The sequence below is a fragment of the Kribbella sp. NPDC048915 genome, from assembly GCF_040649595.1.
Taxonomy (GTDB): domain Bacteria; phylum Actinomycetota; class Actinomycetes; order Propionibacteriales; family Kribbellaceae; genus Kribbella.
Window position 1 is genome coordinate 20943 of record NZ_JBEZFT010000033.1, and the last position, 22537, is coordinate 43479.

15 protein-coding genes and 2 pseudogenes are annotated in these 22537 nt (G+C 70.3%); 12 read left to right on the forward strand and 5 right to left on the reverse strand.

All coding sequences use genetic code 11. The features are described from left to right. Positions 1-14 precede the first annotated feature (14 nt). A complete protein-coding gene (locus AB0B82_RS18650) occupies positions 15-221 on the reverse strand; it encodes a hypothetical protein (RefSeq protein WP_360169460.1) in 207 nt (68 codons plus the stop codon). Positions 222-471: 250 nt separating this feature from the next. Between AB0B82_RS18650 and AB0B82_RS18655 the strand changes: the two genes are divergently transcribed. Both AB0B82_RS18655 and AB0B82_RS18660 read left to right on the forward strand, forming a co-directional pair. Beyond that, positions 472-1410: a zinc ribbon domain-containing protein gene (locus AB0B82_RS18655; protein ID WP_360169463.1), complete on the forward strand. Its 939-nt coding sequence runs from the start codon at positions 472-474 to the stop codon at positions 1408-1410. Between the two features lie 35 nt (positions 1411-1445). Next, on the forward strand, positions 1446-1988 hold the full coding sequence (locus AB0B82_RS18660) for a phage tail protein (protein WP_360169466.1): 543 nt from the start codon (positions 1446-1448) through the stop codon (positions 1986-1988). Here the strand turns inward: AB0B82_RS18660 and AB0B82_RS18665 are convergent. Then, positions 1972-4431, reverse strand: a complete 2460-nt coding sequence (locus tag AB0B82_RS18665; RefSeq protein WP_360169469.1) for a choice-of-anchor D domain-containing protein — start codon at positions 4429-4431, stop codon at positions 1972-1974. The genes AB0B82_RS18660 and AB0B82_RS18665 overlap by 17 nt on opposite strands. A 178-nt stretch (positions 4432-4609) precedes the next feature. Here AB0B82_RS18665 and AB0B82_RS18670 point away from each other — a divergent pair, with 178 nt between their 5' ends. Then, positions 4610-5971: a hypothetical protein gene (locus AB0B82_RS18670; protein ID WP_360169472.1), complete on the forward strand. Its 1362-nt coding sequence runs from the start codon at positions 4610-4612 to the stop codon at positions 5969-5971. Here the strand turns inward: AB0B82_RS18670 and AB0B82_RS18675 are convergent. Continuing rightward, positions 5968-6594, reverse strand: coding sequence for a response regulator transcription factor (locus AB0B82_RS18675; RefSeq protein ID WP_360169475.1), 627 nt, complete (start codon positions 6592-6594; stop codon positions 5968-5970). The genes AB0B82_RS18670 and AB0B82_RS18675 overlap by 4 nt on opposite strands. Positions 6595-6711: 117 nt before the next feature. Here AB0B82_RS18675 and bioD point away from each other — a divergent pair, with 117 nt between their 5' ends. The 5 genes from bioD to AB0B82_RS18700 all read left to right on the forward strand — a co-directional run bounded on the left by bioD (position 6712) and on the right by AB0B82_RS18700 (position 14449). Next, positions 6712-7383, forward strand: coding sequence for a dethiobiotin synthase (gene bioD, locus AB0B82_RS18680; RefSeq protein ID WP_360169477.1), 672 nt, complete (start codon positions 6712-6714; stop codon positions 7381-7383). A gap of 34 nt (positions 7384-7417) precedes the next feature. Then, on the forward strand, positions 7418-8497 hold the full coding sequence (locus AB0B82_RS18685) for a hypothetical protein (protein ID WP_360169479.1): 1080 nt from the start codon (positions 7418-7420) through the stop codon (positions 8495-8497). Between the two features lie 11 nt (positions 8498-8508). Beyond that, a complete protein-coding gene (locus AB0B82_RS18690) occupies positions 8509-8805 on the forward strand; it encodes a hypothetical protein (RefSeq protein WP_360169482.1) in 297 nt (98 codons plus the stop codon). A 21-nt stretch (positions 8806-8826) separates the two neighbouring features. Next, positions 8827-10377: a glutamine-hydrolyzing GMP synthase gene (gene guaA, locus AB0B82_RS18695; RefSeq protein ID WP_360169580.1), complete on the forward strand. Its 1551-nt coding sequence runs from the start codon at positions 8827-8829 to the stop codon at positions 10375-10377. A gap of 1648 nt (positions 10378-12025) precedes the next feature. Next, positions 12026-14449 (forward strand): DUF222 domain-containing protein, encoded by a 2424-nt coding sequence (locus AB0B82_RS18700; protein ID WP_360169485.1) that lies wholly within the window; start codon positions 12026-12028, stop codon positions 14447-14449. A gap of 285 nt (positions 14450-14734) precedes the next feature. Here AB0B82_RS18700 and AB0B82_RS18705 read toward each other — a convergent pair. After that, positions 14735-14859, reverse strand: a pseudogene (locus tag AB0B82_RS18705) (transposase); the annotation flags it as partial. Here AB0B82_RS18705 and AB0B82_RS18710 point away from each other — a divergent pair. After that, a complete protein-coding gene (locus AB0B82_RS18710) occupies positions 14854-15159 on the forward strand; it encodes a hypothetical protein (protein WP_360169583.1) in 306 nt (101 codons plus the stop codon). The pseudogene AB0B82_RS18705 and the gene AB0B82_RS18710 sit on opposite strands and share 6 nt — an antisense overlap. Here AB0B82_RS18710 and AB0B82_RS18715 read toward each other — a convergent pair. Next, positions 15079-15491: pseudogene (locus tag AB0B82_RS18715) on the reverse strand (IS630 family transposase); the annotation flags it as partial. The gene AB0B82_RS18710 and the pseudogene AB0B82_RS18715 overlap by 81 nt on opposite strands. Before the next feature lie 546 nt (positions 15492-16037). Between AB0B82_RS18715 and AB0B82_RS18720 the strand changes: the two are divergent. From AB0B82_RS18720 to AB0B82_RS18730, 3 genes are all read left to right on the forward strand, one after another. Further along, a complete protein-coding gene (locus AB0B82_RS18720) occupies positions 16038-18749 on the forward strand; it encodes a S8 family serine peptidase (protein ID WP_360169488.1) in 2712 nt (903 codons plus the stop codon). A gap of 184 nt (positions 18750-18933) precedes the next feature. Further along, positions 18934-19590, forward strand: a complete 657-nt coding sequence (locus tag AB0B82_RS18725; protein ID WP_360169491.1) for a hypothetical protein — start codon at positions 18934-18936, stop codon at positions 19588-19590. A gap of 181 nt (positions 19591-19771) precedes the next feature. Continuing rightward, positions 19772-22531: an AAA family ATPase gene (locus AB0B82_RS18730; protein ID WP_360169494.1), complete on the forward strand. Its 2760-nt coding sequence runs from the start codon at positions 19772-19774 to the stop codon at positions 22529-22531. Positions 22532-22537: the final 6 nt, after the last annotated feature.

Sequence of the window (22537 nt, forward strand, 5' to 3'; positions counted from 1 at the left end):
GGAGAGTGCGGCCATCAGAACGCCGACAAGGACACGTTCTGCGGATCATGTGGCGCCTTCCTGGAATGGAACGCCGAGCGGACCGCGCCCGAGCCGGTGGCGACCACGCCCGAACAGCTCGAACCGTTACCGGTGAAGGCGTCACTGGCGACGCGGATTCGGCGCGCGACGTTCGAACTCGTCGGCGGCACCGCAATCCCCGACAACTCCATGCCGGCCACCAAGGCGGCCCCCGGAGCCCAGCCCAAGCCGGGAGGCCCCACCCCACCATCGCCGCCAGGCCGCCCGGCACCGCCGGCGCCGCCCGGCGCACCTCCGCCACCTCCGCCGCCCCCTCCTGCACCGCCGGGCGCTGCGCCGCCTCCGCCGCCGCCAACACCACCTCCGCCACGCGCGACGCCGGGTGCCGCAGCGCCGCCACCGCCACCACCGCCGCCACCTCCGCCGCCAACACCTGCGCCGAAGCCGCCGGTGCCGTCTCTGGAGGGCCTTCCGGAGCCACAGGGGTCTGCGGAGCCTCCGCCGGTCGCACGGCTGGCCGCGCCGGTGGTGGAGCGCGAGGACCTCGCCGAAGTGGAGCCGCAACCCGTCAAGGCCCGGCCGGCACCGGTACGACGGGCGACGCCGAGCAGCAAGCTCAACCCGGGCGACCTGATCTGCGGCGACTGCGGCGAAGGCAACGCGCCGGACCGCAAGTTCTGCAGGCGGTGCGGTCACTCACTGGCCTCTGCTGAAGTCGTCAAGACACCGTGGTGGCGGCGGCTGCGCCGGCGACGTCGTCCACGCACGATGGTCGCAGGCTCGCGCCCTGCGCGCCCCGGCGAGAGCGCGGCACCCCGGGTGTTCAGGACGGCACTGCGACGCGTCCGTGCCGCCGTGGGGATCCTCATGCTGACCTTCGTGTTGTTGAGCGGCCTCTACCCACCCCTGCGGACGTACGTCGTCCAGCAGGCCTCCAACGTCAAACAGAAGATCAGCGGGGTGGCCGAGTCCGCGTTGGCGCCGATCCGCCCGGCCGCGGTCCAAGGCAGCAAGGCCACGGTCGGCCATCCGCCCAAGGCCGCGTTCGACACGTTCACCAACACGACCTGGGCCGCGCCCTGGAACCAGAAAACACCGCCGACCCTGACCGACCAGCTCGATCACGCCGTGGCGCTGCGCAAGGTCATCGTCAGCAACGGGGACAAGAAGAACTTCGCCGCCCTGATCCGTCCGGCCACGCTGCAGTTCAGGTATTCCAACGAGCAGACCGAGCTGATCACGCTCGCCGACACGCCCGAGCCGCAGGAGTTCACCCTCCGCAACGGGATCGGGGTCAACCAGCTCACCGTCATCGTGGTGTCGGTCTACCCCGCCCAGGGCGCTCGCGATCTGGCCCTGTCCGAGATCGAGCTGTTCGGCATCGGCTGACCGGCCCGAACCGTGCTGCACGACGGAGAAGACCGATGCGAGGTACGTCGCTCGAGCTGGCCACGCCGTATCCGTTGGGATCGCTGTTGCCTCCGGTACTGCAAGAAGATCCACTGCTGATGCAGTTCACCGCAGCGGTGGACTTCCTGCTCGCCCCTGCCATCAGCTCACTGGACTGCCTGACGGCGTACGTCGATCCCGCACTGGCGCCACCGGATGGGCTCGGCTGGTTGGCCGGGTGGGTCGGTGCGGACCTGATCGAGACCTGGCCGATCGCAACGCAGCGCGCCGCGATCGCGCAGGCTGTGGAACTTCAGGGCGGCCGCGGAACGGTCGACGGGCTGCGGCGCCACCTGATGCTGCTCGCCGGGACGGATGTCGAGGTGACCGACACCGGCGGCGTGACGTGGTCGCTGGAGCCCGTTGACGACCTCGGTCCGCAACCCACTCCGCAAGTGTTCGTGGTTGTCCGCAGCAACGAAATTACCCGGTCCGCGCTCGATGCCGCGGTGGACGCCGCGAAACCGGCTCACGTCACCCACGAGGTTCGGCTCGAGCCGGTCAGCGACGAGAGGTGAATCCCGGCGGTTGAAAGCTGCCCGATACGACGAGCAGCGACGCTTGCGCGCGGATCGACGTACCGGCCACGGTTGCGATCACCGGCCGGCTGCCCGGACTCGTCTGCGGGAACACCAGCAACGGAACCGACAATCTGCCGTCCGCACCGACGGTCGTGGTCGTTCGCAGCTCGGTGCCCGGCGTGGTCACGGTGAGCGTCACCGACGAGCCCGGCGGGAACGCCCGTCCGGTGACCAGCGTGACCCGGTTCGGCCGCACCACCGCCGGGTTCACCATCAGAGTCGGCACGGCGGCCCGGCTCGACAGTTGTACCAGCCGGGAGTACGACGGGTCTGCGGCGGTGACGGCGAGTACGCCGGACCGCGCTCCAGGCGCCTGCGGTGTCGAGCCGACCTCGATGGCGCAGGTGTCGCCGGGATTCAGCCGCTTTCCGCGACAGGTAGTGGCGGCGACGGCGAAGTCCCCGGCAGTGAAACGAGGGCCGGTCAGGATGCCGATCGCCGCGATCGTGATGGGTGTCGTCGCCTCGTTGCGGACGGCAACCGTCCGCGGCGCGATCGATACCAGAGCGGGGCCCACACCACCGAGATCCACTGGATCCGGTGTGACGACCAGACCGCCGGACGGCCTCGGCGCGGACGGCGTCGGATTCGGCGGCGGTGGACCCGGCGGGACAGGAACGGCGTCGGCCTGCAGCGGGAGATCGGTCCGCGTTCCGTCTCGCTGCTCGATCCTGAGGATTGCCTGTTTCGCGCCGGTGGAAGTCGGCCGGAACTCGACGGTGAGCTGGCAGGTGTCTTCGTTGTGCAGGGTCGCGCCTGCACAGTTTTCGGCCGCCCCAACCACGAAGCCGGAATCGCCTGCGATCCGCAGCGCGCTGATGGTGAGGGGGCCGAACCCGGTGTGCTGCAGGGTAATCGTCCGCGCCGCCGCGCCTCCCACCTGAACCGCGCCGAACACGGTTGCCTGGCTGGTGACCCGAGGCCGAAGGAGCCGGGCGAAGGCAGCGCCTGCGCAGCACGGTGGCGAAACCAGGTCGGCCGCGGCACTGCTGAAGACAACGACCGATCCATCCGCGGACAGGCGTGGCGATCCACTTGGTCCGTCGGCAGGACAGGGCTCCTGAGTGCAGCCGCCCGCGGCAGGGGAACCGAGTTCGCTGGGAAGCCTCGGCAGCTTGGACTCGGTTCGGGTCGCGTCCAGGGTGAGGTCGCGCAGCAGGATCGAGCTCTCGGTGCCCTTCCGCGCCGAACCTTGGTACGCGAGGTATCGACCGTCCGTGGACAGCGCGGGCGCGGTTCCTTCCGCGGGTTGCCCGGTGTCGTCGGTGGACGCGATGGAGGCGGCCACCGGTGCGCCGGGCCCAGGGCCGAGCCGTCCGGTGCCGGCCGGGTCTCGATCGACCACGACCGTCACCACGGGTCCGGCGGGAGCAAGCGCGTGCTCGTAGGCGATCAATCGCCCGGATCCCGAGATCGCCGGGTGCGCCGCCGTACCCGAGAAGCTGCCGTCCGGCAGGTAGTCGATGCGAACGTTCCGCGCCGCGGCCAGCTCGTAGGCCTGGATCGAACCAGCCGGATCGGGACAGTCGAGCGAGGCCTCCGGGCAGGCGCCGTCGGTGAACACCAGGTGCCGGCCGTCCGCGGACACCTGCGGCGATTCCGCCCGGCCGCCGGACTCCGGGTGGACGAACGCGGTGGGATCCGGTGGGAGCGGCCGGCCTTGCGGATCGAGGACCAGCCGGGTGACCGCGATCCGCGACGACGTTCCACCCGAGACCTGTTCGCGCCAGGCCAGCACGGTGCCGGCCGCGGACAGGCTCGGCTCCGAGCCGGTGGACCGGTCCGGCGCCGTCAGATACAGATAGCCGAACTCCATCAGTCCGTCGGGACCGATCTCGTCGAAGACTCCGTCGTTGTCCGGATCACGGTCGCAGATGACGATCCGCTGCAGCCATCGGCCGTACCAGTCGCGCAGGTTGCTCGCCTGGCTGTCGAACGCGACGTACCGGCCATCGGCCGAGATCGCCGGGTGCAGGCTGTCGGCGTTGCCGCCCTCTTCGGTGACGGCGGCTCGGATCGGCACGGAGTAGCCCCGGAACGCGAACGAGGTCTGCGGGATTCCCCGGCTGATCAGCACCGTGCGTCCCGGTCTGCGGCGGTCGCGGACGTAGATGTTGTACGGCGTGTTCGGTCCGGGCTGCACAATCGGGTCAAGTGCAGCCCGCGATGCGAAAGCGACCTGCGTGCCGTCGGCCGAGACCACGGGGGTAGTCGCCGGCCCGGCAGATTCGTTGCCGTCGGCACCTGTCGAGACGACCTCCGTGACACCCGGGGCGACCGCTGCGGCGCGTTGGGCGGTGCGCGCAGGAAGACTGCTGGCGACCACGACGACCACGACGACCACGGCGATCCCGAGGACGAGCCCGGCTCGACGCACCACGACGGTCTCCCCTCGCTCGGTCAGCGTTCCGATCGTAGGGTCGGTCGGCGACCGCCGGGTGCCCGATCGCCGGAGCCAACGGGCGGCGGCCGCGGCCCGATCGGGCAGCAATCGTGACGCTTCGGGTTAGCCCGTCGTGGCTGCCGGCTGCCGTGGGTCCGGCGGCACGCTGGTCGGCATGGCAGCCACGGTGACGTTGTCGACCGAGTCGCTCGCAGTTGTGCCCGGAGAGACCGGCAGCTGCGAGATCCGCATCACGAACACCGGCCGGCTGGTGGATCAGTTCTCGCTCCGCCTGGTCGGCGTGGACGGCGACTGGGTCACCCTCGAGTCGGCCACGCTGAACCTGATGCCGGGCAGCAGCGGCCAGGCGTCGATCACGTTCGCGCCGCCGAAAGCGGCCGACGTGCCGGCCGGTACGCACGGGTTCGGGGTCCGGGTCGTGTCCCGGGAGGACCCGGACGCCTCGGTCGTCGCGGAGGGCGCCGTCGACGTCGCGCCGTACCGGGAGATCGTCACCGAGCTCGTGCCGGCCAAACGCCGGGCCCGGCGCCGGGCGAAGTTCCGGCTCGCGGTCGACAACCTCGGCAACAGCGAGACCGAAGTACAGATCGGCCTGCGGGATCCCGACGACGAGCTGGTCCTGCGGACACGGCATCCGGTGATCCTGGCGGAGCCGGGCACCGCGACCCTTGTGAAGTTGAGCGCTGTGCCGCAGCGCCGGTTCTGGCGGGGGCAGCCGAAGATGCTGCCGTTCGAAGTCATTGCGACGCCCACCGCGGAGGAACCGGTCAAGGCGACCGGGGTGGTGCAGCAGGAACAGCTCATGCCGAAGTGGCTCCTGCCGGCGCTGGCCGCGGCGGTCGTCCTTGCCGTGGCTCTCGTCGCCGCGTGGTATGCCTTGCTCAAACCCGCGGTGCAGTCGGTGGCCACCGAGCAGACTCAGCAAGAAGTCGCCCGCGCCGAGACCGCGGCGTCGAAGGCGAGTACCGCGGCGGACAAGGCGACGGCTGCAGCGACCGTGGCGCAACAGGCCGCCGGGATCAGCCCGAGCCCCACCCCCGGTACGAGCGATGGCGGCGGCAAGCCGAGCGTGGAGCCGACCGGCTCCCCGACCAGCAGGCCGAGCGGCGGGCCGGGTTCCGGTACGCCGCCGGCCACCGCGCGGCCCGGCCCGGCCGTCACCCCTCCGGCCGGGCCGGCGCCGCTGAGCTTCCGGATCGCGTCCGATGCGAAGCCGGTGACCGACGGATCGTTCCAGCCGTTCACCTACACCGCGCCGCCGAAGAAGACCGTCCGGATCACCGACCTGGTCCTGCAGAATCCCCGCGGTGACAACGGGATTCTGCGGATCATCATCGGCCAGAACGTTCTGCTGGAGACCGGACTGGCCAACTTCCGGGACCTCGACTACCACTACCTTCAGGCGCTCACCGCCGCGCCGGGACAGGCGGTCGTCGTCGCGGTGAACTGCACCGCGCCGGGTCCCGGGTTCGATCGATGTACACCGTCGGTCTCGTTCTCCGGACAGCTCGTCTAGATCAAGCCTTCCTTGAGCGCGTACGCGACCGCGTGGGACCGATTCCGGAGCTGGAAGCGCGTGGTGACGCCGTGCAGGACGTTCTTGACCGTCCGCGGTGAATAACTCAGGCGGGCCGCGATCTCGTCGGTGTCGTAGCCTTCGGCCACCAGTTTGAGGATCGCGCTCTCCCGCGGCGACAGACCGGCCAGGCGGAGACCGCGCGGGGTCAGGACGTCGTTCTGCATGTGTGAGACCTGCCGGAACAATCGGGTCAGCAGATCGGCCGGCAGTTCGGCCTCGCCGGCCGCGGCTCGGCGGACCAGTTCGGCCAGCCGATCCGGTGTGACCTCGGCCCGGCGGATCAGTGCGCAGACGCCGGCCTCGATCACGGCGATCAGGTCCGCGTCGTTGAGGGTGGCGACGACCAGAATCAGTTTGTCCAGACCGCGCCGGCGCAGGTCGCCGAGGGCTGCGATCGTGGGGCCGTCCGGAGTTTCGGCCGCGACCACCGCGACCACGGTGCTGTCCAGTTGCTCGGCGCCGACGACATGGATCTCCGGCCGGAAGCGGAGTTGGCTCTCCAGCCCGGACCGTGAGATCGAATCGGCGGAATACACGTAGACCGGAACGCGAAGACCCATCATTCCTCCCCAGGTGATGCGACGGATCAACAATGCGTGATGGATCGACTACTCGCCCTAGGGTCCATCCCTAGGCTCGCTCCCGGGCCGCGCGGGCCGCCGTCCTACACTCGGCAGATGCCTCGGATCCAGATCGTCACCGGTACCGACACCGGGGTGGGGAAGACCGTTGTTACTGCGGCGTTGGCTGTTCGGGCCGGTGGGGTGGACGCGGCCGTGGCCGTGGTGAAGCCGACGCAGACCGGGGTGGGGGTGAACGACCCGGCAGATCTGGACGATGTGCATCGGTTGAGCGGGTTGGTGAAGTTGCACGAGGGGGTGCGGTTGCGGGATCCGTTGGCGCCGACGGCGGCGGCGCGGCGGGAAGGAGTGCGGTTGCCGTCGGTGGTTGCGCATGCCCGGGCGATCGACGAGCTGACCGGGACGAACGAGACCGTGCTGGTGGAGGGAGCCGGCGGCCTGCTCGTCGGGATAGATGCCGAGGGCAAGCATCTGGCGGATCTGGCGCAGCACCTGACCACGCCGTTCGGGTTCGTCGTGGTGGTGCGGGCGGGGCTGGGGACGTTGAATCACACCGGGCTGACGGTCGAGGCGTTGCGGTCGCGCGGACTGCCGATCGACGGCTTGGTGATCGGGTCGATGCCGGCGGCGCCGGACCTCGCCGAGGAATGCAACCTGGAGGATCTGCCGGCGACGACCGGGGTGCCGATCATCGGCCGGATCCCTGCTGGGGCAGGGGCGATGAGCCAGAAAGACTTCGTTGCCGCCGCACCGGGATGGTTCGAGTGAACCGCGGCGTGGCTCGAGTGCGCGGCTGCGGTCGATGAACGGTTGCCCGGCGCGGTACGACGAGACGCTCGGCTACTGGGTGGTCGACGACCCGGAGCTGGCGCGCGAGGTGATGCTCGATCCGCGGACGTTCCGGCCGGACAACGCCGTACTCGCACATACACCGCTGTCGGTGAAGGCGTTGCGGGTGTTGTCGGGCGTCGGGTTCGCTCTGCCGCCGACCCTGGCCAACAACGCGGGGGAGTCGCACCGGCCGATCCGTGCCGCGGTGGCTCGGTTCTTCAGTCCGGCGCGGGTCGCTGCGGTCGAGTCGTACGCGCGGGAGCTCAACGCCGTACGAGTGGAGGCAGCGGCTGCTGCGCTGGCGGACGGTCAGGAGGTGGATCTGGTCCAGGCGATCGCCGCCGAGCCGCCTGCCCTCGTCGTCCTGCGGTTGCTCGGGCTGACGGATGTCGACGTACCGGCGCTGAAGGCGTGGAGCCTGGACTCGCTGGAGTTGTTCTGGGGTACGCCGGACGCGGATCGGCAACTGGAGCTCGCGCACAGTGCGGCGGAGTTCTACGCGTGGCTCAGGTCGCGTACGGCGGCTGCGCGCGGTACGGCCGGCGACGACCTGTTCGGGGCGATGGTCGGGCTGGGGCTGACGGACGAAGAGGTGTGCGCGGTCGGGTACTTCCTGCTGATCGCCGGGCAGGAGACCACGACGCAGCTCATCTCGACGGCCTTTCGGCGCTCGCTGGGTGCGCCGGGTGATCCTGCGGAGACGGTCGAGGAGGTACTGCGGGACGCGTCGTCGGTGCCGACCTGGCGCCGGATCACGGCCGACGCGACGACCCTCGGTGAGGTGGACGTACCGGCGGGTGCGCCCGTACTGCTGGGGCTGAGCGGTCACGGCGGACCGGCGGACCTTGCGTTCGGGATCGGTGTCCACCGCTGTCTGGGGGCTGGGTTGGCGCGGATGGAGACCCGGGTGGCGCTGGAGTGTGCCAGTCCGGTGCTGTCGGCGGTGCGGTTGGTCGAGGAGCCGCCGATGATCGACCTGCTGTCGTTCCGGGCGCCGAAGCGTCTCCGGGTCGTAACGCGCGGTAACACCACGGACACCTCGCGCCACTAGCGTCGCGTGCTGTGAGCTTCCCGACGCGTCGCCGGGTCCGGTTGTGGTTCGGCCCGCATCCGATCGCCGACTTCATCGGCGCGCCCGCCGCGGCCGCCCGGCACGAGGCCGCGATGCGTCGCCGGTTCCCCGGGCTCGAGGTCACCAACGAGCCGCTGCCGGGCGCGCGTCCGGTGAGCGGCCCGCAGCCGACCGGGCGTCCGGTGAGCGGCCCGCAGCCGACCGGGCGTCCGGCGAGCGGGCGCCCGGCAGGTGGGCGTCCGGGTGGGCGTCCGGCGGATTACAGCCCTGCTGACCTGCACCGATAGGCTTTGCGCGTGGCCCACGACATCCCGCAGCACGAGTTGGTCCTGGTCGTCGACTTCGGCGCGCAGTACGCGCAGCTGATCGCCCGCCGGGTGCGCGAAGCGAAGGTGTACTCCGAGATCGTGCCGCATTCGATGCCGGTCGAGGAGATGCTCGCCAAACAGCCGAAGGCGATCATCCTGTCCGGCGGTCCGCAGTCGGTGTACGCCGAGGGCGCGCCACGGGTCGATTCGCACCTGTTCGAGGCCGGCGTCCCGGCGTTCGGGATCTGCTACGGCTTCCAGGCCATGGCACAGACGCTCGGCGGCGAGGTCCGCCGTACCGGCCTGCGCGAGTTCGGCCGCACCCCGGTCACCGTGAGCGAGGCGGGCACGCTGCTGTCCGGCATCCCCGAGGACCTGAACGTGTGGATGTCCCACGGCGACGCGGTGCACGCGCCGCCGGCCGGATTCGCCGTACTCGCCGCGTCCGAGGGCGCGCCGGTGGCCGCATTCGAGGACCTGGACCGGCGGCTCGCGGGCGTCCAGTGGCACCCGGAGGTCCTGCACTCGCAGGCCGGCCAGGCGGTGCTGGAACACTTCCTGTACAACATCGCCGGCTGCAAGGGCGACTGGACCACGACCAACGTCGTCGAGGAGCAGGTCGAGCTGATCCGCCAGCAGGTCGGCGACAAGCAAGTGCTGTGCGCGCTGTCCGGCGGCGTCGACTCCGCGGTCGCCGCGGCGCTGGTCAGCAAGGCGATCGGCGACCAGCTGACCTGCGTGTACGTCGACCACGGGCTGCAGCGCGCCGGCGAGTCCGAGCAGATCGAGAAGGACTTCGTCGCCGTCACCGGCACCCGGCTGGAGGTCGTCGACGCGGAGGAGCGATTCCTCGCCGCACTGGCCGGCGTCACGGACCCGGAGCAGAAGCGGAAGATCGTCGGGCGCGAGTTCATCCGCACCTTCGAGGCGACCGCTCGCAAGCTCGACGCCGAGCGGCACATCGAGTTCCTCGTCCAGGGCACCCTGTACCCGGACGTCGTCGAGTCCGGCGGCGGTGCGGGCGCGTCGAACATCAAGTCCCACCACAACGTCGGCGGTCTGCCCGACGACCTGCAGTTCTCGCTGATCGAGCCGCTGCGGACGCTGTTCAAGGACGAGGTCCGCGAGCTGGGCCTCGCGCTCGGCCTGCCCGAGTCGCTGGTCTACCGGCACCCGTTCCCCGGCCCCGGCCTGAGTATCCGCATCATCGGCGAGGTCACCCGCGAACGCCTCGACATCCTCCGCGCCGCCGACCTGATCGCCCGCACCGAACTCACCGCCGCCGGCCTCGACCGCGACATCTGGCAGTTCCCCGTCGTCCTCCTCGCCGACGTCCGCTCGGTCGGCGTCCAGGGCGACGGCCGCACCTACGGCCACCCCGTCGTCCTCCGCCCCGTCACCAGCGAAGACGCCATGACCGCCGACTGGGCCCGCCTCCCGTACGACGTCATCGAACGCATCTCCACCCGCATCACCAACGAGGTCGACGAAATCAACCGCGTAACCCTGGACGTCACCAGCAAGCCCCCGGGCACCATCGAGTGGGAGTGACCGGCGCTTCCGACTGACGGCCCCGAATCCGTTGGCCGCGGCGGCCGTTGGGTCTCACGCGTCAACATCGGCGGACCGGCGTCAGCGAGCCAGTCTGGTCCGCGCGTCACCGAGCCAGTGTGGCCCTGCGTCAGCGAGCTAGTCTGGCCCGCGCGTCACCGAGGCAGTGTGGCCCTGCGTCAGCGAGCTAGTCTGGCCCCCGCGTCACCGAACCAGTCTGGCCCGCGCGTCAACGAGTCACGCCAATCTGTTGGTCAGCGCGAGTTCGCCCCAGCGCGCTCGGTCGGACGAGAACCACGCGTTGCCCCAGCCGTACCTCCGCAGCACCGGCCTCGCGCACACGACAGCGGTCAGCCCAACTGCTTGCCAAGCCAGCCGCTTGCTGGCCCATTCGCTTGCCAGCCCATCTGCCAGGCGCGCCAGGGGTGTCTGGGCATGGCGGCACCACGTGACGGTCACCACCTGCCCAGCTCGTTGACGATCCGAGATCGCCCTTCAGCGCAGCCCGGGCTGGTCGGTGTCCGCCGTTGCGCGACCCCCGGCTCCACAACGGTTGCTACAGGCACCGTCATCGGGGCCTGCGGCAGGAGATCGCACGCAAATTCCAACCACGAACTTCTGCGTGGGCGGCGCGACGAGCTCGATCGCGACCAACGGCACCCGCGAGATACCTGGCTCTTGTGACCGATCCGTGGGTGAGTCCGGCTGCCCGATTCGACGCGCACGCTGGACGACCGCACGCGTCCCCGCACGGTGGGTTCACCCATCGTGTTGTGGGTTCCTGACCCGTGTGAAGGGTGCGGAACCCACAACACCGTGGGTAGACCCACCGTAGGGCGGAACCCTGACCACGCCGCCACCACGGCACCATGCCGCCACCACGGCACCACACCGCCACGCCCGGCCGCGCCGCCACGCCGCCACCACACCGCCACCACGGCACCACACCGCCACGCCCGGCCGCGCCGCCACACCGCCACCACGGCACCACACCGCCACGCCCGGCCACGCCGCCACCACGGCACCACACCGCCACGCCCGGCCGCGCCGCCACGCCGCCACCACGGCGCCACACCGCCACCACGGCGCCACACCGCCACGCCGTACCATCACCCCCCCGCCACCCCGCCACCACGGCGCCAGGGCGCCAGGGCACCACGCCGCGTCACCACGCCGCATCGTCACCGCGTGCCGAACACCGACAGACCAGATCACCGCTGGCTATATCACCGCCGACTGATCCACGGCACGGCATCCGAATGGATATCTGGCACTGAAGCCCAGCCCGGGCTGGGCGGTGTCCGCAGCCGTGCTAGCCCTGGCTCCACAAACGGTTGCTACAGGCAACGTCATCGGGGCCAGCGGCAGGAGACCGCACGCAAACCCCGAACCACGAGCCTCTGTGTCGCCGGCGCGACGAGCTCGATCGCGAACCAACGGCACCCGGCGAGGGATATCTGGCACCTGAGATCGCGATGCAACTGGGGGCGCGAGCTCGAGTGCGGCCCCGAGGTCAGGGCCTCCGATGTGGGCTGGGGTGTGGGCTGGGTGTGGGCTGGGTGTTTGCTGGTGTGGGCTCACAAACAGCCCACAAAATAAAGGGAATCGAGCTCGAAAACTGTCGGAGGCCGTGCCTACAGTTGACGGCATGGAACTCCTGGGCGAACGGCCGGTGTGGTCGATGAGTGGCAGCGAACTGCTGTCCACTCTCGACGCGCTCGAGACCGACCTCGCCCGCCTGGACACCTACCGCCTCCAGGTCGTCGCCGCCATCGAAAACACCGGCTACGCCCAAGAACTCGGTGCCCGCGACACCGCCGAACTGCTCCGCTTCCGCTACCGCCACGACGCGCCGGCCGCGCGGCGCATGCTGCGCCTGGCCCAGACGATGACCACCTACCCCGCCGTCGCCGACGCCCTCAACGAAACCGCCGCCTACCCCACCACCGACGAAACCGACAACACAGCCGAAACGACAGCCGACGCGACGAACGTTGCCAACGGCACCGACCACGACGGTGCAGACGGTGCAGACGGTGCAGACGGTGCGGATGCCGTCGGTGGTACGGATGGCGGCGCTGACGGCGCTGACTGCATGGGTGACGGCCAGGACGGTGCGGACGGCGCGGATGGCGGCCAGGCCGGCGCGGACGGTGCGGATGGCGGTGTGGATGGTGGTGGGTGGTTGCTGCGGTCCGGGCAGGCGGCCGCGATCGTGTTCGGCCTGGACCGGGTCCGGTCGCGGGTGCCGGTGGAACAGCTCGACGCCGCGGCTGAACAATTGGTGCGGCTGGCCGGGCACCTGTCGCCGGGTGAGTTGCGCAGCGCGGCGAAGGAGATCGCGGACCTGCTGGACTCCGACGGTCCCGAGCCCGAGGAGCAGAAGGCGGCCGCGCGGGAGTCGCTGACGTTGACACCGGCCGACAACGGGGTGAAGTTCCGTGGCTATCTGGCCAACGAGAACGCCGAGCTGCTCCGCGCGGTCATCCACGCCGGTGCCCGCCCCCACAAGACCGGTGACGGTGAACTCGACCCGCGGTCGCGTGAGAAGCGCCAGGCCGACGCGCTCACCACCGCGCTCACCCTGGCCGCGACCGCCTGGGACACCCACAACACCACCACCGGCAACACCACCGCAGCACACACCACCGCAGCACACACCACCGTCGTCAACACCGCCGCCGGCAACACCGCCGGCGGCAGCGCCACCACCACCACCACCAGCGGCAGCGGTAGCGGCAGCGGCAGCGGCAGCGGTAGCGGTAGCGGCGTGAGTGGCGGGCTGGGCGATGCGGGCGCCCGTAAGGGTGGGGCCGATGCCGGTAGGGGTGGTGTGGTGCCGGGGTATGGGGCGAAGGCGAACATCACGATCACCATCGACCTCAACGACTTGATCGCCGCGACCGCTGACGCGGTCGGCCGCACCGTGTATGGTGACGGGTTGTCGGCGGCGGCGATCCGGCGGCTGGCCTGTGACGCTGCGATCATCCCGATCGTGCTCGGTGCGAACTCCGAGCCGCTGGATGTCGGGCGTCGTGAGCGGCTGGTCACCAAGGCGATGCGGCATGCGCTGAACACCCGTGACCGGGGTTGTGTCGTGTGTGGGGCGCCGCCGGTCATGTGCGATGCGCATCATCTGATCTCGTGGCTGGACGGCGGCGCGACCAAGGTCTCGAATCTGGCGCTGCTGTGCCGTCGCCATCACGTCGATCTGCACGCCGGCCGCTGGCACATCACCATCGTCAACGGTGAGGTTCAGGTCAGTCGCCCCGCCTGGTCTCAACCACCACCGGCACGCAAACGCCGCAAACCACAATCACCAGGCGTACACCCACCCGCGCCCGACGCCACGACCCAGCCGCCCGGCGCACCCGGCACGCCCAACGCCGCAACCGGCACGCCCGGCGGCGCAACCGGCACGCCCGGCGCCGCAACCGGCACGCCCAACGCCGCACCGGGCACGCCCAACGGCGCGCCTGTCATGCCCGGCGGCGCACCTGGCACGCCCGGCGCCGCACCCGGCACGCCCAACGGCGCGCCTGTCATGCCCGGCGGCGCACCTGGCACGCCCAACGCCGCAACCGGCACGCCCGGCGGCGCAACCGGCACGCCCGGCGGCGCACCCGGCACGCCCGGCGGCGTACCGGGCACGCTCGAGGACGCCGCGGGTACGTGTCATGGGGCCGTGGACTGCGACATCGACGTACCGTGGCACGACGTCGCAGCGCGAACCCACAACGTCGCAGTGCGAACCAAGGACAACGCAGCCGACCCGTGCGACAGTGCCATCGGCACCCACAACCCCAGCGGAACGTCCGACGTCGCAGCACCCGAACCCGACGTCTGGGCAGACACGCCCGCCAATCCCCTCGGCAATCCGGCAGACCGTACACACGGCAGTGCAACCGGTATGCCCGACGGAGCACCTGGTGCACCAGACGCCGCAGGTCACGCGGAAGCAGCCGTGCCAGCCGTGCCAGCCGTGCCAGCCGTCAGTGCCGGCACCCCTGCGTGGTGGAGATCCAACGAAGCGACTCTCCGGGAAGCCGACGCCTTCGCCGCAGCCGACTGACGCCTCGGGTCAACCCCACCCTGCGAGATCTCGAGGTCCGACCCGTGCGGCGTTGCTATCGGCACCCACGGCTCCATGTGTGCGCAGGTTCCGATGGGCTAGTGCCCTGCGGCTGCGGTCTTCTGACGGTTGGCTTCGTTGAGGGTCTGGTCGGCGGTCTTGGTCCAGACGAAGGGGTGTGATCGGTTGTTCCAGCCGGTGATGAAGGCCTGGATTTTGCGCTGAGGTCATGGACGATCGGAAGGTGCCGTGGTGGCCTGGCGTTCGATGATGGAGAACCAGACTTTGAACCCGGTTCATCCAGGATGCGTGAGTGGGTGTGAAATGCACGTTAACGCGGGGGTTGTCGGTCAGCCAGGCCTTGATCTTGGAGTGTTTGTGGCCGCGTAGTTGTCCATCACCAGGTGCAGTTCGCGGCCTGGGCGGGCGCGGGCGACCTGTTGAGGAAGGCCAGGAACTTGGTGACGGTGCCTGTGGTTGCACGCGGCGGTGACCTGGCCGGTGGCAATCTCGACAAGGTCGTCACCTCGCGCTGGCACCAACCCGTCGCAGCGGCGAACAGGGTCCTGCCGGACCTGCCGGACCTGCCGGACCTGCCGGACATACCGGACATACCGGACATGCCAGACATAGTCGTGCGAGCGGCGTTCGGCCGGTCCCGGTTGCAAGGGAAGGATCGGCGCGGTGCGATCCAGTGCCTGGATCTGTGACTTCTCATCCACACACAACACAACCGCGTTGTCCGGCGGCGCCAGGTACCACCCGACCACATCGGTCACCTTGGCCACCAGGTCGGGGTCGGTGGACAACCGGAACGACTCCGACCGCCACGGCTGCACCCCGAACTCACGCCACGCCCGCGCGACCGTGGCGTCCCCGATCCGCGGATGCCGCCCCAACAGCCGCGACGACCAGTGCGTCACCCCGTACTTGTTCGGCGGCGACGTCAAGGTCGCCGCGACGATGCCCGATGATCAACCATCCGCGGCCGGCCCGCACGCGGCTCGTCCGCCAACCCTGCGAACCCTGCGAACCCTGCGAACCCTGCGAACCCTGCGAACCCTGCGAACCCTGCGAACCCTGCGAACCCTGCGAACCCTGCGAACCCCGCCAACTCCGCCAACCCCGCTCGGCATAACGCTCCCGCGAGCCGATCACCGTCAGCCGATCACCGCGAGCCGATCACCGTCAGCCGATCACCGCGAGCCGATCCAGACCCTCTACCTGTACGACGACGTCGGGCCCGGCCGGTGGCGCACCGAGACCGGAGCTCTTGGAGGACGACTTCGCAGCATTCGAAGCGGCGCTCCTGCCTGGTGAGTTGCGCTGTCGGACCCGCCCCGCTGATGCCAATTCCCGGCGGGCCGCGGCGCCGATCTGAGATTGGAGCTTTTGGCAGCGGGAAAGGAGAGCTATCCGGTGTAGACCTCTGGCATACTCCGGGCGTCTGTGTCTGGCGTGGGTGGGAGTGTGGGCTGTGCGTGTTCGTGGGTTGGTGGGCTGGGGGCTCTCGGCCGCTCTGGTGGCGGGTGGGCTGGTTGCGCTGGGTGGGGCGGCTGGGACCGCGGCGCAGCCGGGGGTGCAGCGGGTGGGGTTCGCCCGGAACAGCACCGGTCTGCCGGACATCGAGCCGAACGCCGTGGTGGTGAAGTTCAAGAAGAGCGTGGCCGCCACGGCCCGGAAGGCTGCGGCGACGAAGGTGGGCGCGGCGGCTGAGGACGAGACCGGCGGCGATGTCGTCAAGCTGAAGGGGAAGGTCAGCGCCCAGGAGTTGCTCAAGAAGGTGAAGGCGGACCCCACGGTCGAGCTCGCCTCGCTGAGCTACCGGCGCCACGTGGCCGCCGTACCCAATGACCCTTACGCCAGCTCCCTCCAGCAGGCCTACCTCAACACGATCCGCGCACCCCAGGCCTGGGACGTCACCAAGACCACCGGCAGCCAGGTCGTCGCGGTCCTCGACACCGGTGTCGATGCCAGCCATCCGGATCTCGCGGGCCGCCTGGTCCCCGGGTACAACGCGACCTCGACCACCCGCCCGAATCCGGTCGACGACAACGGCCACGGCACGATGACGCTCGGCATCATCGCCGCGAGCGCGAACAACGGCATCGGCATCGCCGGCATCGGATGGAGCGCGAAGGCGATGCCGGTCAAGGTGGCCGGATCCAATGGGGTCGCCAACGACCTGGACATTGTCGAAGGCATCGACTGGGCAATCACCCACGGCGCGACGATCCTGAACATCTCGCTCGCCAGCCCGGGCGACAACCCGGTGCTGCACGACGCGATCAAGCGCGCCGTTGCCAAGGGCGTCACGGTCGTGGCGGCCGCGGGCAACGACGGGAGTGCCGTCCTGCAGTACCCGGCGGCGTACCCCGAGGTGATCGCTGTGGGTGCGACCAACGCCGGCGCCGTCCTCACCGACTTCAGCTCGTACGGCGACTGGGTGGACATCGCCGCGCCGGGATGGGACATCGTCAGCACTACGCGGCGCACAACGGCGCAGTACGCGTACTGCACTGGCACCTCCTGCGCCGCGCCGATCGTCGCCGCGGTGGCCGCGCTGGTGAAGAACAAGTGGCCGACCCTCACGCCCGCCCAGCTTGAGGCGCGCCTCAAGACCTTCACCCGCGACGCCGGCCCGCGCGGCAACGACCCGTACTACGGCGCCGGCGTGCTCGACGCGTACGCCGCGCTCGGCGGCCGCTGGGCGGCGGACTTCCCGACCAACTCGATCGACCTCAACGACCAGCCCGAGCGCGCGATCCCGCTGTCGAGCGGGATCAGTACGACGATCAGCACCGAGGGCGAGGTCGACTGGTACGAGGTCGTCAGCGCCGCCCCGCGCAACCTGCGGGTGACGCTCACCGGCCCCGAGTTCAACGGCGACAAGTACGCGGTCAACTTCGGCCCGCGGATCGACGTGTACGACGGCGACCTGAAGTCCCGGGCCTCCGCCGTGAAGCCGTTCCCGTCGTCGGGGTGGGCGCCGCTGACCGCGACGGTCGATGTCAGCGCGACCGCGGGCAGCACCTACATTGCCGTCCGCAATGCCAACGGATCGCGCGACACCAGGCCGTACCAGTTGACCGTCGAGGAGACCGGAGCCGGGGGCACCAACCCGAGCGACGACTACCCGGCCCGGGAAGTCCAGCCGGCCGACCTGACGACCAACCAGGACCTCACCTCGCGCCCCGTCGTCACCTTCGCCAGGCCCGTCACGGCAGACAGCGTGAACTCGTCGACGGTTCGCCTGGTCCACGGCCGGAACGGTACGACGGTCGGCGCTGCGGTGACGTACGACGCCGAGAACCGGCAGGCCGTCATCGCGCCATCCGCCCCGCTCCTCGACAATACGCCGTACCGCATTGTCGTCAGCGGTGTGAAGGAAACGACCGGCGCCGATCTGAAGCCGTTCAGCAGCGTCTTCTCGACACTCGACGTGGCACCGCCGAAGCCGACGGTCGATGCCACCGGCGCCTACCTGGCCGCCAGTGTCTCCTGGAAGGTCCCCGCCCTGCCTGACCTCGACCAGGTGATCGTCCGGCGCAACTCCGGCAGCACGGCCCCGACGCTCACGACTGGTACGCAGGTCTACGCGGGGACGGCGACCGGCGTCAAGAACACGGGCCTCGCGCAACGCGTGACGTACACGTACGGCGCCTGGGTGAAGGACCGCGGCGGCAAGGTCAGCCCGATCGCGGTCACCCGGCTGCTCGGGATGAAGACCACGATGACCAGCACCGCGTCGCAGGTGAACTACGGCGGCACGATCACCCTCAAGGGCAGCACGCTGCGCATCGACAACATGGCGTACGCCGGTCTGCCCGTCAACCTGTACGTCCGCCCGAAGAACTCCTCGACGTTCAAACTGCTTGCGACCCTGAAGACGTCGTCCACGGGGGCGGTCAGCTACGTGTACAAGCCGCTCGTCTCGTCGGTATTCATGATGACGTTCCCCGGCAACGCCGACCTGATGGGTACCCGGACCGTCGACCTGACCGTGCAAGTGGCCCCGACGATTTCGGCGGTCCTGTCGCCGGCCACGATCCGGCTGGGCCAGATCACCAAGTTCAGCGGGTACGTCGGTCCCGCGCACTACGGCCGGCCGGTCTACCTGCAGCAGTACGCGAACCGGGCGTGGAAGTCGATCGCGTCGGTGAAGCTCAGCACGTCCGGTGCATACGCGTTCGGCATCAAGCCGACAGTCCGCGGACAGATCGCGTACCGCGTCTGGTTCCCGGGTGACGCCGACCATGCGCAGGCCTTCACACCGAACATGATCCTGACCGTCAGCTGAGATCCGAACCGGTGCGGATTGCAACAAGCTGCAATCCGCACCGTGCGGATATAGCGTTCTAATAGCTGCTCTTGCGCGGATCGATTGGTATAGCCCACAGTTCCTCGCTGTGGGGAACTTGAAGAAACTGAAACCGAACCGACGGCAGATCTTGATCGCGGGGGCGGCGGCCGCAGTGGCAGGGGTGGCCACGACGGAGACCGCCAGTGCCGCCGACCCGTACGGATCCGGCGCGCTGGGGGACTGGACGATCCTCGGCCGCTCGATCTCGTCCACTGCCACGATCACCTACGTCCGCGATCACAACGGGGTGTGCATGTTCGGCGACAGCATCGCCGTCCAGGACGGCAAGGCGCTGGCGACCAAGCTGTCGAGCCACGGCATCACCCTCGCCGTGCACAACTGGTCCGGTCGGCCGACCGCGCCCGCCGTCGACGCGCTCGAGAACTGGGCGGTCAAGTACGGCCTGCCGCGCCGGATCCTGATGGCGACCGGCACCAACGACATCTTCAACCCGCCGGTGTTCGCCGCACAGGTCGACCGCGCGATGAAGATCGCCGGCGCGAACCGGACCGTGATCTGGGTGAACACGCAGATCTCCCGGACCGCGAAGTCGGCCGCGATCCAGGTCGCCGACCAGCGCAACAGCGCCTGGATCAACTCCCAGCTCCACGATGCCGACAAGAAGTACCCGAACCTGAAGATCGTCCGCTGGGCCGAGTACCTCGCCGCCCAGCCGTCCCGGCTGACCTCGTGCCTGCGCGAAGGCGTCCACACCACCGTCCCGGTCGGCCAGAACGCCCGTAACGACCTGATCGTCCAGGCGATCACCGCCGGCTGACCCGCTCCGCGGGCGAAACGGCCATCCGGTGCCCCGGCACGATCGTGCCGTCGTGACTGCTCGGAACCGGGCAGTATGGGGTGCCAGGATGGTGACCAGCACATTTCCTCATGTGACACTCGCCGTGTCGATCACCGGTCGACTGTGATAATCGGCGAAGGTAATCCTTCGAGGAGTGGTATTGACTGACGACGAGCTGGTCGGGCGGAGCGGACTGGTCGAGCGTGCGACGAAGCAGCTCGAGACCAGCGGCAGCGTGCTGCTGTACGGGCCGACCGGTATCGGCAAGTCGGCCCTCGCCCGGTCGCTGGTCGCGGAGCGTGTTCGGCGCGGCTGCCGGGTGCTGACCGCGGCGCCCTCGAACGCCGAGGCCGGCCTGCCGTACGTCACGCTTCTCGATCTGCTCTCCCACCAGCTGGATTTCGCCTGGCAGGTGCTGCCCGACCACCTCCGTCAGCCGCTCGAAGTCGCGTTGCTGAAGGCCAGCGCGCCGGACACGGTGCGTGACGAGCTCGCGGTGCGTCTCGCCGTACTGCACGTGCTGCGCCGGCTCGCGACCACCGGGCCGGTGCTGATCGTGGTCGACGACATCCAGTGGGTGGATCCGTCCAGCCTCGAGGTGCTGACGTTCTGCGCGCGCCGCCTGACCGACGGCGTGCAGGTGCTCGCCACCGAGCAGGTGGCCGACGGGGAGCTGCCGGTGATGGCCGGCGCGTGCCCGGAGCCGCTCCTGCAGCTCGAAGTGCCGCCGCTGACCGAGCCCGACGTCCTCGGCCTGCTCCGGCAGCGCCTCGCCGGGCCGCTCCCGGTGCGTACGGCGCGACGCATCTTCACCGCCAGCGACGGCAACCCGTTCATGGCGCTCGAGCTCGGCCGGGCCGTCCTGCGGCACCCGAAGAGCGTCTCGCCGAACGACCCGCTCCCGGTCTCGAGCCGCCTGAAGACGCTGCTCGGCGACCGCCTCGGCACAGTGTCCAGCAGCACCCACGAACTGTTGCTGCACGCGGCATCGTCACCGCGCCCGACGACCACTCAGCTCGCCGCGGCGCTCGGCCGCCCGATCGAGGCCGACCTGACCGAGGCCGAGACCCTCGGGCTGGTCGACATCACGGCCGAGCGGCTGCGGTTCGCCCATCCACTGCTGCGGGAGTTCGTGTACGCCGAGGCGACGTCGGCCGCCCGACGCCAGGCACATGCCCAGCTCGCGGCCGTGGTCGACGAACCGGTGGAGAACGCCACGCACCGTGCCCTCGCCACTCAGGAGGCCGACCCGGCGCTGGCGGCCGCGATCGAGGAGGCTGCCACGGTGGCCGCAGGCCGCGGGGCGCCGGGTGCCGCCGCGACTCTGTGGCGCCTGAGCGCGGACCGGACACCGTGCACGGAGCCCGATGAGCGTGCCCGCCGGCTCACCAGGGCCGCCGACGACGCGGCGGCAGCCGGTCATCTCGCGGAATCGGCCGACATGGCGCGTCTCGCCGTACAGACCGCGACCACGCCCGCGACCAAGGTGCCCGCGCTGCTGCACTGCGCGGACGTCGACTGGGCAGAGCGGGACCGGCGGGTCGAGCTGCTCTCCGAGGCGTTCGAGGCGGCGCAGGGCGACCCGCGGCTGGAGGCCCGGGTCCGCATCATGCGCAGCAACAGCCACTACTTCGACCGCAGCCTGGACGACGCGCAGGAGGACGCGCGGATCGCCGAGGAACTTGCCCGCTCGGTCGGCGACACCGAGGCGGTCGTCGACGCGCTCAGCGCTGCCAGTTCGGTCCTGATCGCGCGCGACGCCGAGCACTCCGCGGACGCCGTTCTGCTGCAGGCCGCCGAGCTCGCGCACGGTCTGCCGCTCACCAAGGCCACGGTCAACGCGCGCCAGATGGCCGCCATGCAGGCGCTGTTCCGCGGCCGGACGGCCGAGGCGATCGCCGGGATCAGCGCGCTGGCCGACGAGGTCCGCGATCTCGGCGCGATGCGCTGGCTGGCGTCGGTGCTGATCTCGGCGACGGCGATCTACGAGCGCAGCGGCCGCGGCGCGGACGCGCTCGCCGCCGGCCACGAGTGCTACCAGCTGATGCGGGACATCGGCGACGAGACCGAGGTCGGCCTGGTGATCGCCGGCCGCGCCGAGTGGGCGGGCGGTACGGCGGCCATGGGCCGCGAGCTCGCCGAGGCCGCGCTGGCCGAGGTGAAGCGGGTCGGCAACGACGAATGGACCGGCCCGGCGCTGGCCAGTCTGGGCATGCTCGGCGTACTGACCGGCGACCCGCAGCGGGCGGTCGAGGCGTTCGACGCGATCGGGGAGTCCGGCGAGGCGGCGATGCCGTACGACCCGGCGGTGATCCCGTGGCACGCGGACTACGCCGAGGCGCTCGTCGCGGCCGGCCGGCTGGAGGACGCGGCCGCGCTGATCGCTGAGATCCGCACCCGCGCCGAGAACCTCGACCGCGACGTGGTCAGGGTCGGCCTGGATCGCGCGGAAGCCCTGCTGATCGCGAAGAACGGCGACCCGGCCGCCGCGCTGGAGCTGCTCGAGCAGACCGTCGACAGGGCAGGCACCTGCGTGTACCCGCTCGACCTCGCGCGCTGCGAACTGACCCGCGGCCGGATCGCGCGCCAGGCCCGGCGCCGCTCGGTGGCCCGAACCGCCTTCCTGGACGCGATCGAGCAGTTCGAGGCCTACGGCGCTCCCGCCTGGCGTGAGGTCGCGGAGACCGAGCTCGCGCGTCTCGACGTACCGAGCCGCAGCCGGCAGCCGTCGGAGCTGACCGACAACGAGCAGCAGATCGTCGCGATGGTCCGCGACGGCTCCACCAACCGCGAGATCGCCGCCGCGCTGTACCTGTCGGTGAAGGCGGTCGAGTCGCAGCTGACCCGCCTGTACCGGCGCTTCGGCGTCGCGAACCGGACCCAGCTGCTGAGGATGGTCGATCGCCCGCACAACGTCTGAGCCACA

Bases quoted from the DNA above. Each gene is read 5' to 3' on its own strand.
- bioD (WP_360169477.1), top strand. From the start codon at position 6,712: ATGCCTCGGATCCAGATCGTCACCGGTACCGACACCGGGGTGGGGAAG.
- AB0B82_RS18685 (WP_360169479.1), top strand. From the start codon at position 7,418: ATGAACGGTTGCCCGGCGCGGTACGACGAGACGCTCGGCTACTGGGTG.
- AB0B82_RS18700 (WP_360169485.1), top strand. From the start codon at position 12,026: ATGGAACTCCTGGGCGAACGGCCGGTGTGGTCGATGAGTGGCAGCGAA.
- AB0B82_RS18675 (WP_360169475.1), bottom strand. From the start codon at position 6,594: ATGGGTCTTCGCGTTCCGGTCTACGTGTATTCCGCCGATTCGATCTCA.
- AB0B82_RS18670 (WP_360169472.1), top strand. From the start codon at position 4,610: ATGGCAGCCACGGTGACGTTGTCGACCGAGTCGCTCGCAGTTGTGCCC.
- AB0B82_RS18660 (WP_360169466.1), top strand. From the start codon at position 1,446: ATGCGAGGTACGTCGCTCGAGCTGGCCACGCCGTATCCGTTGGGATCG.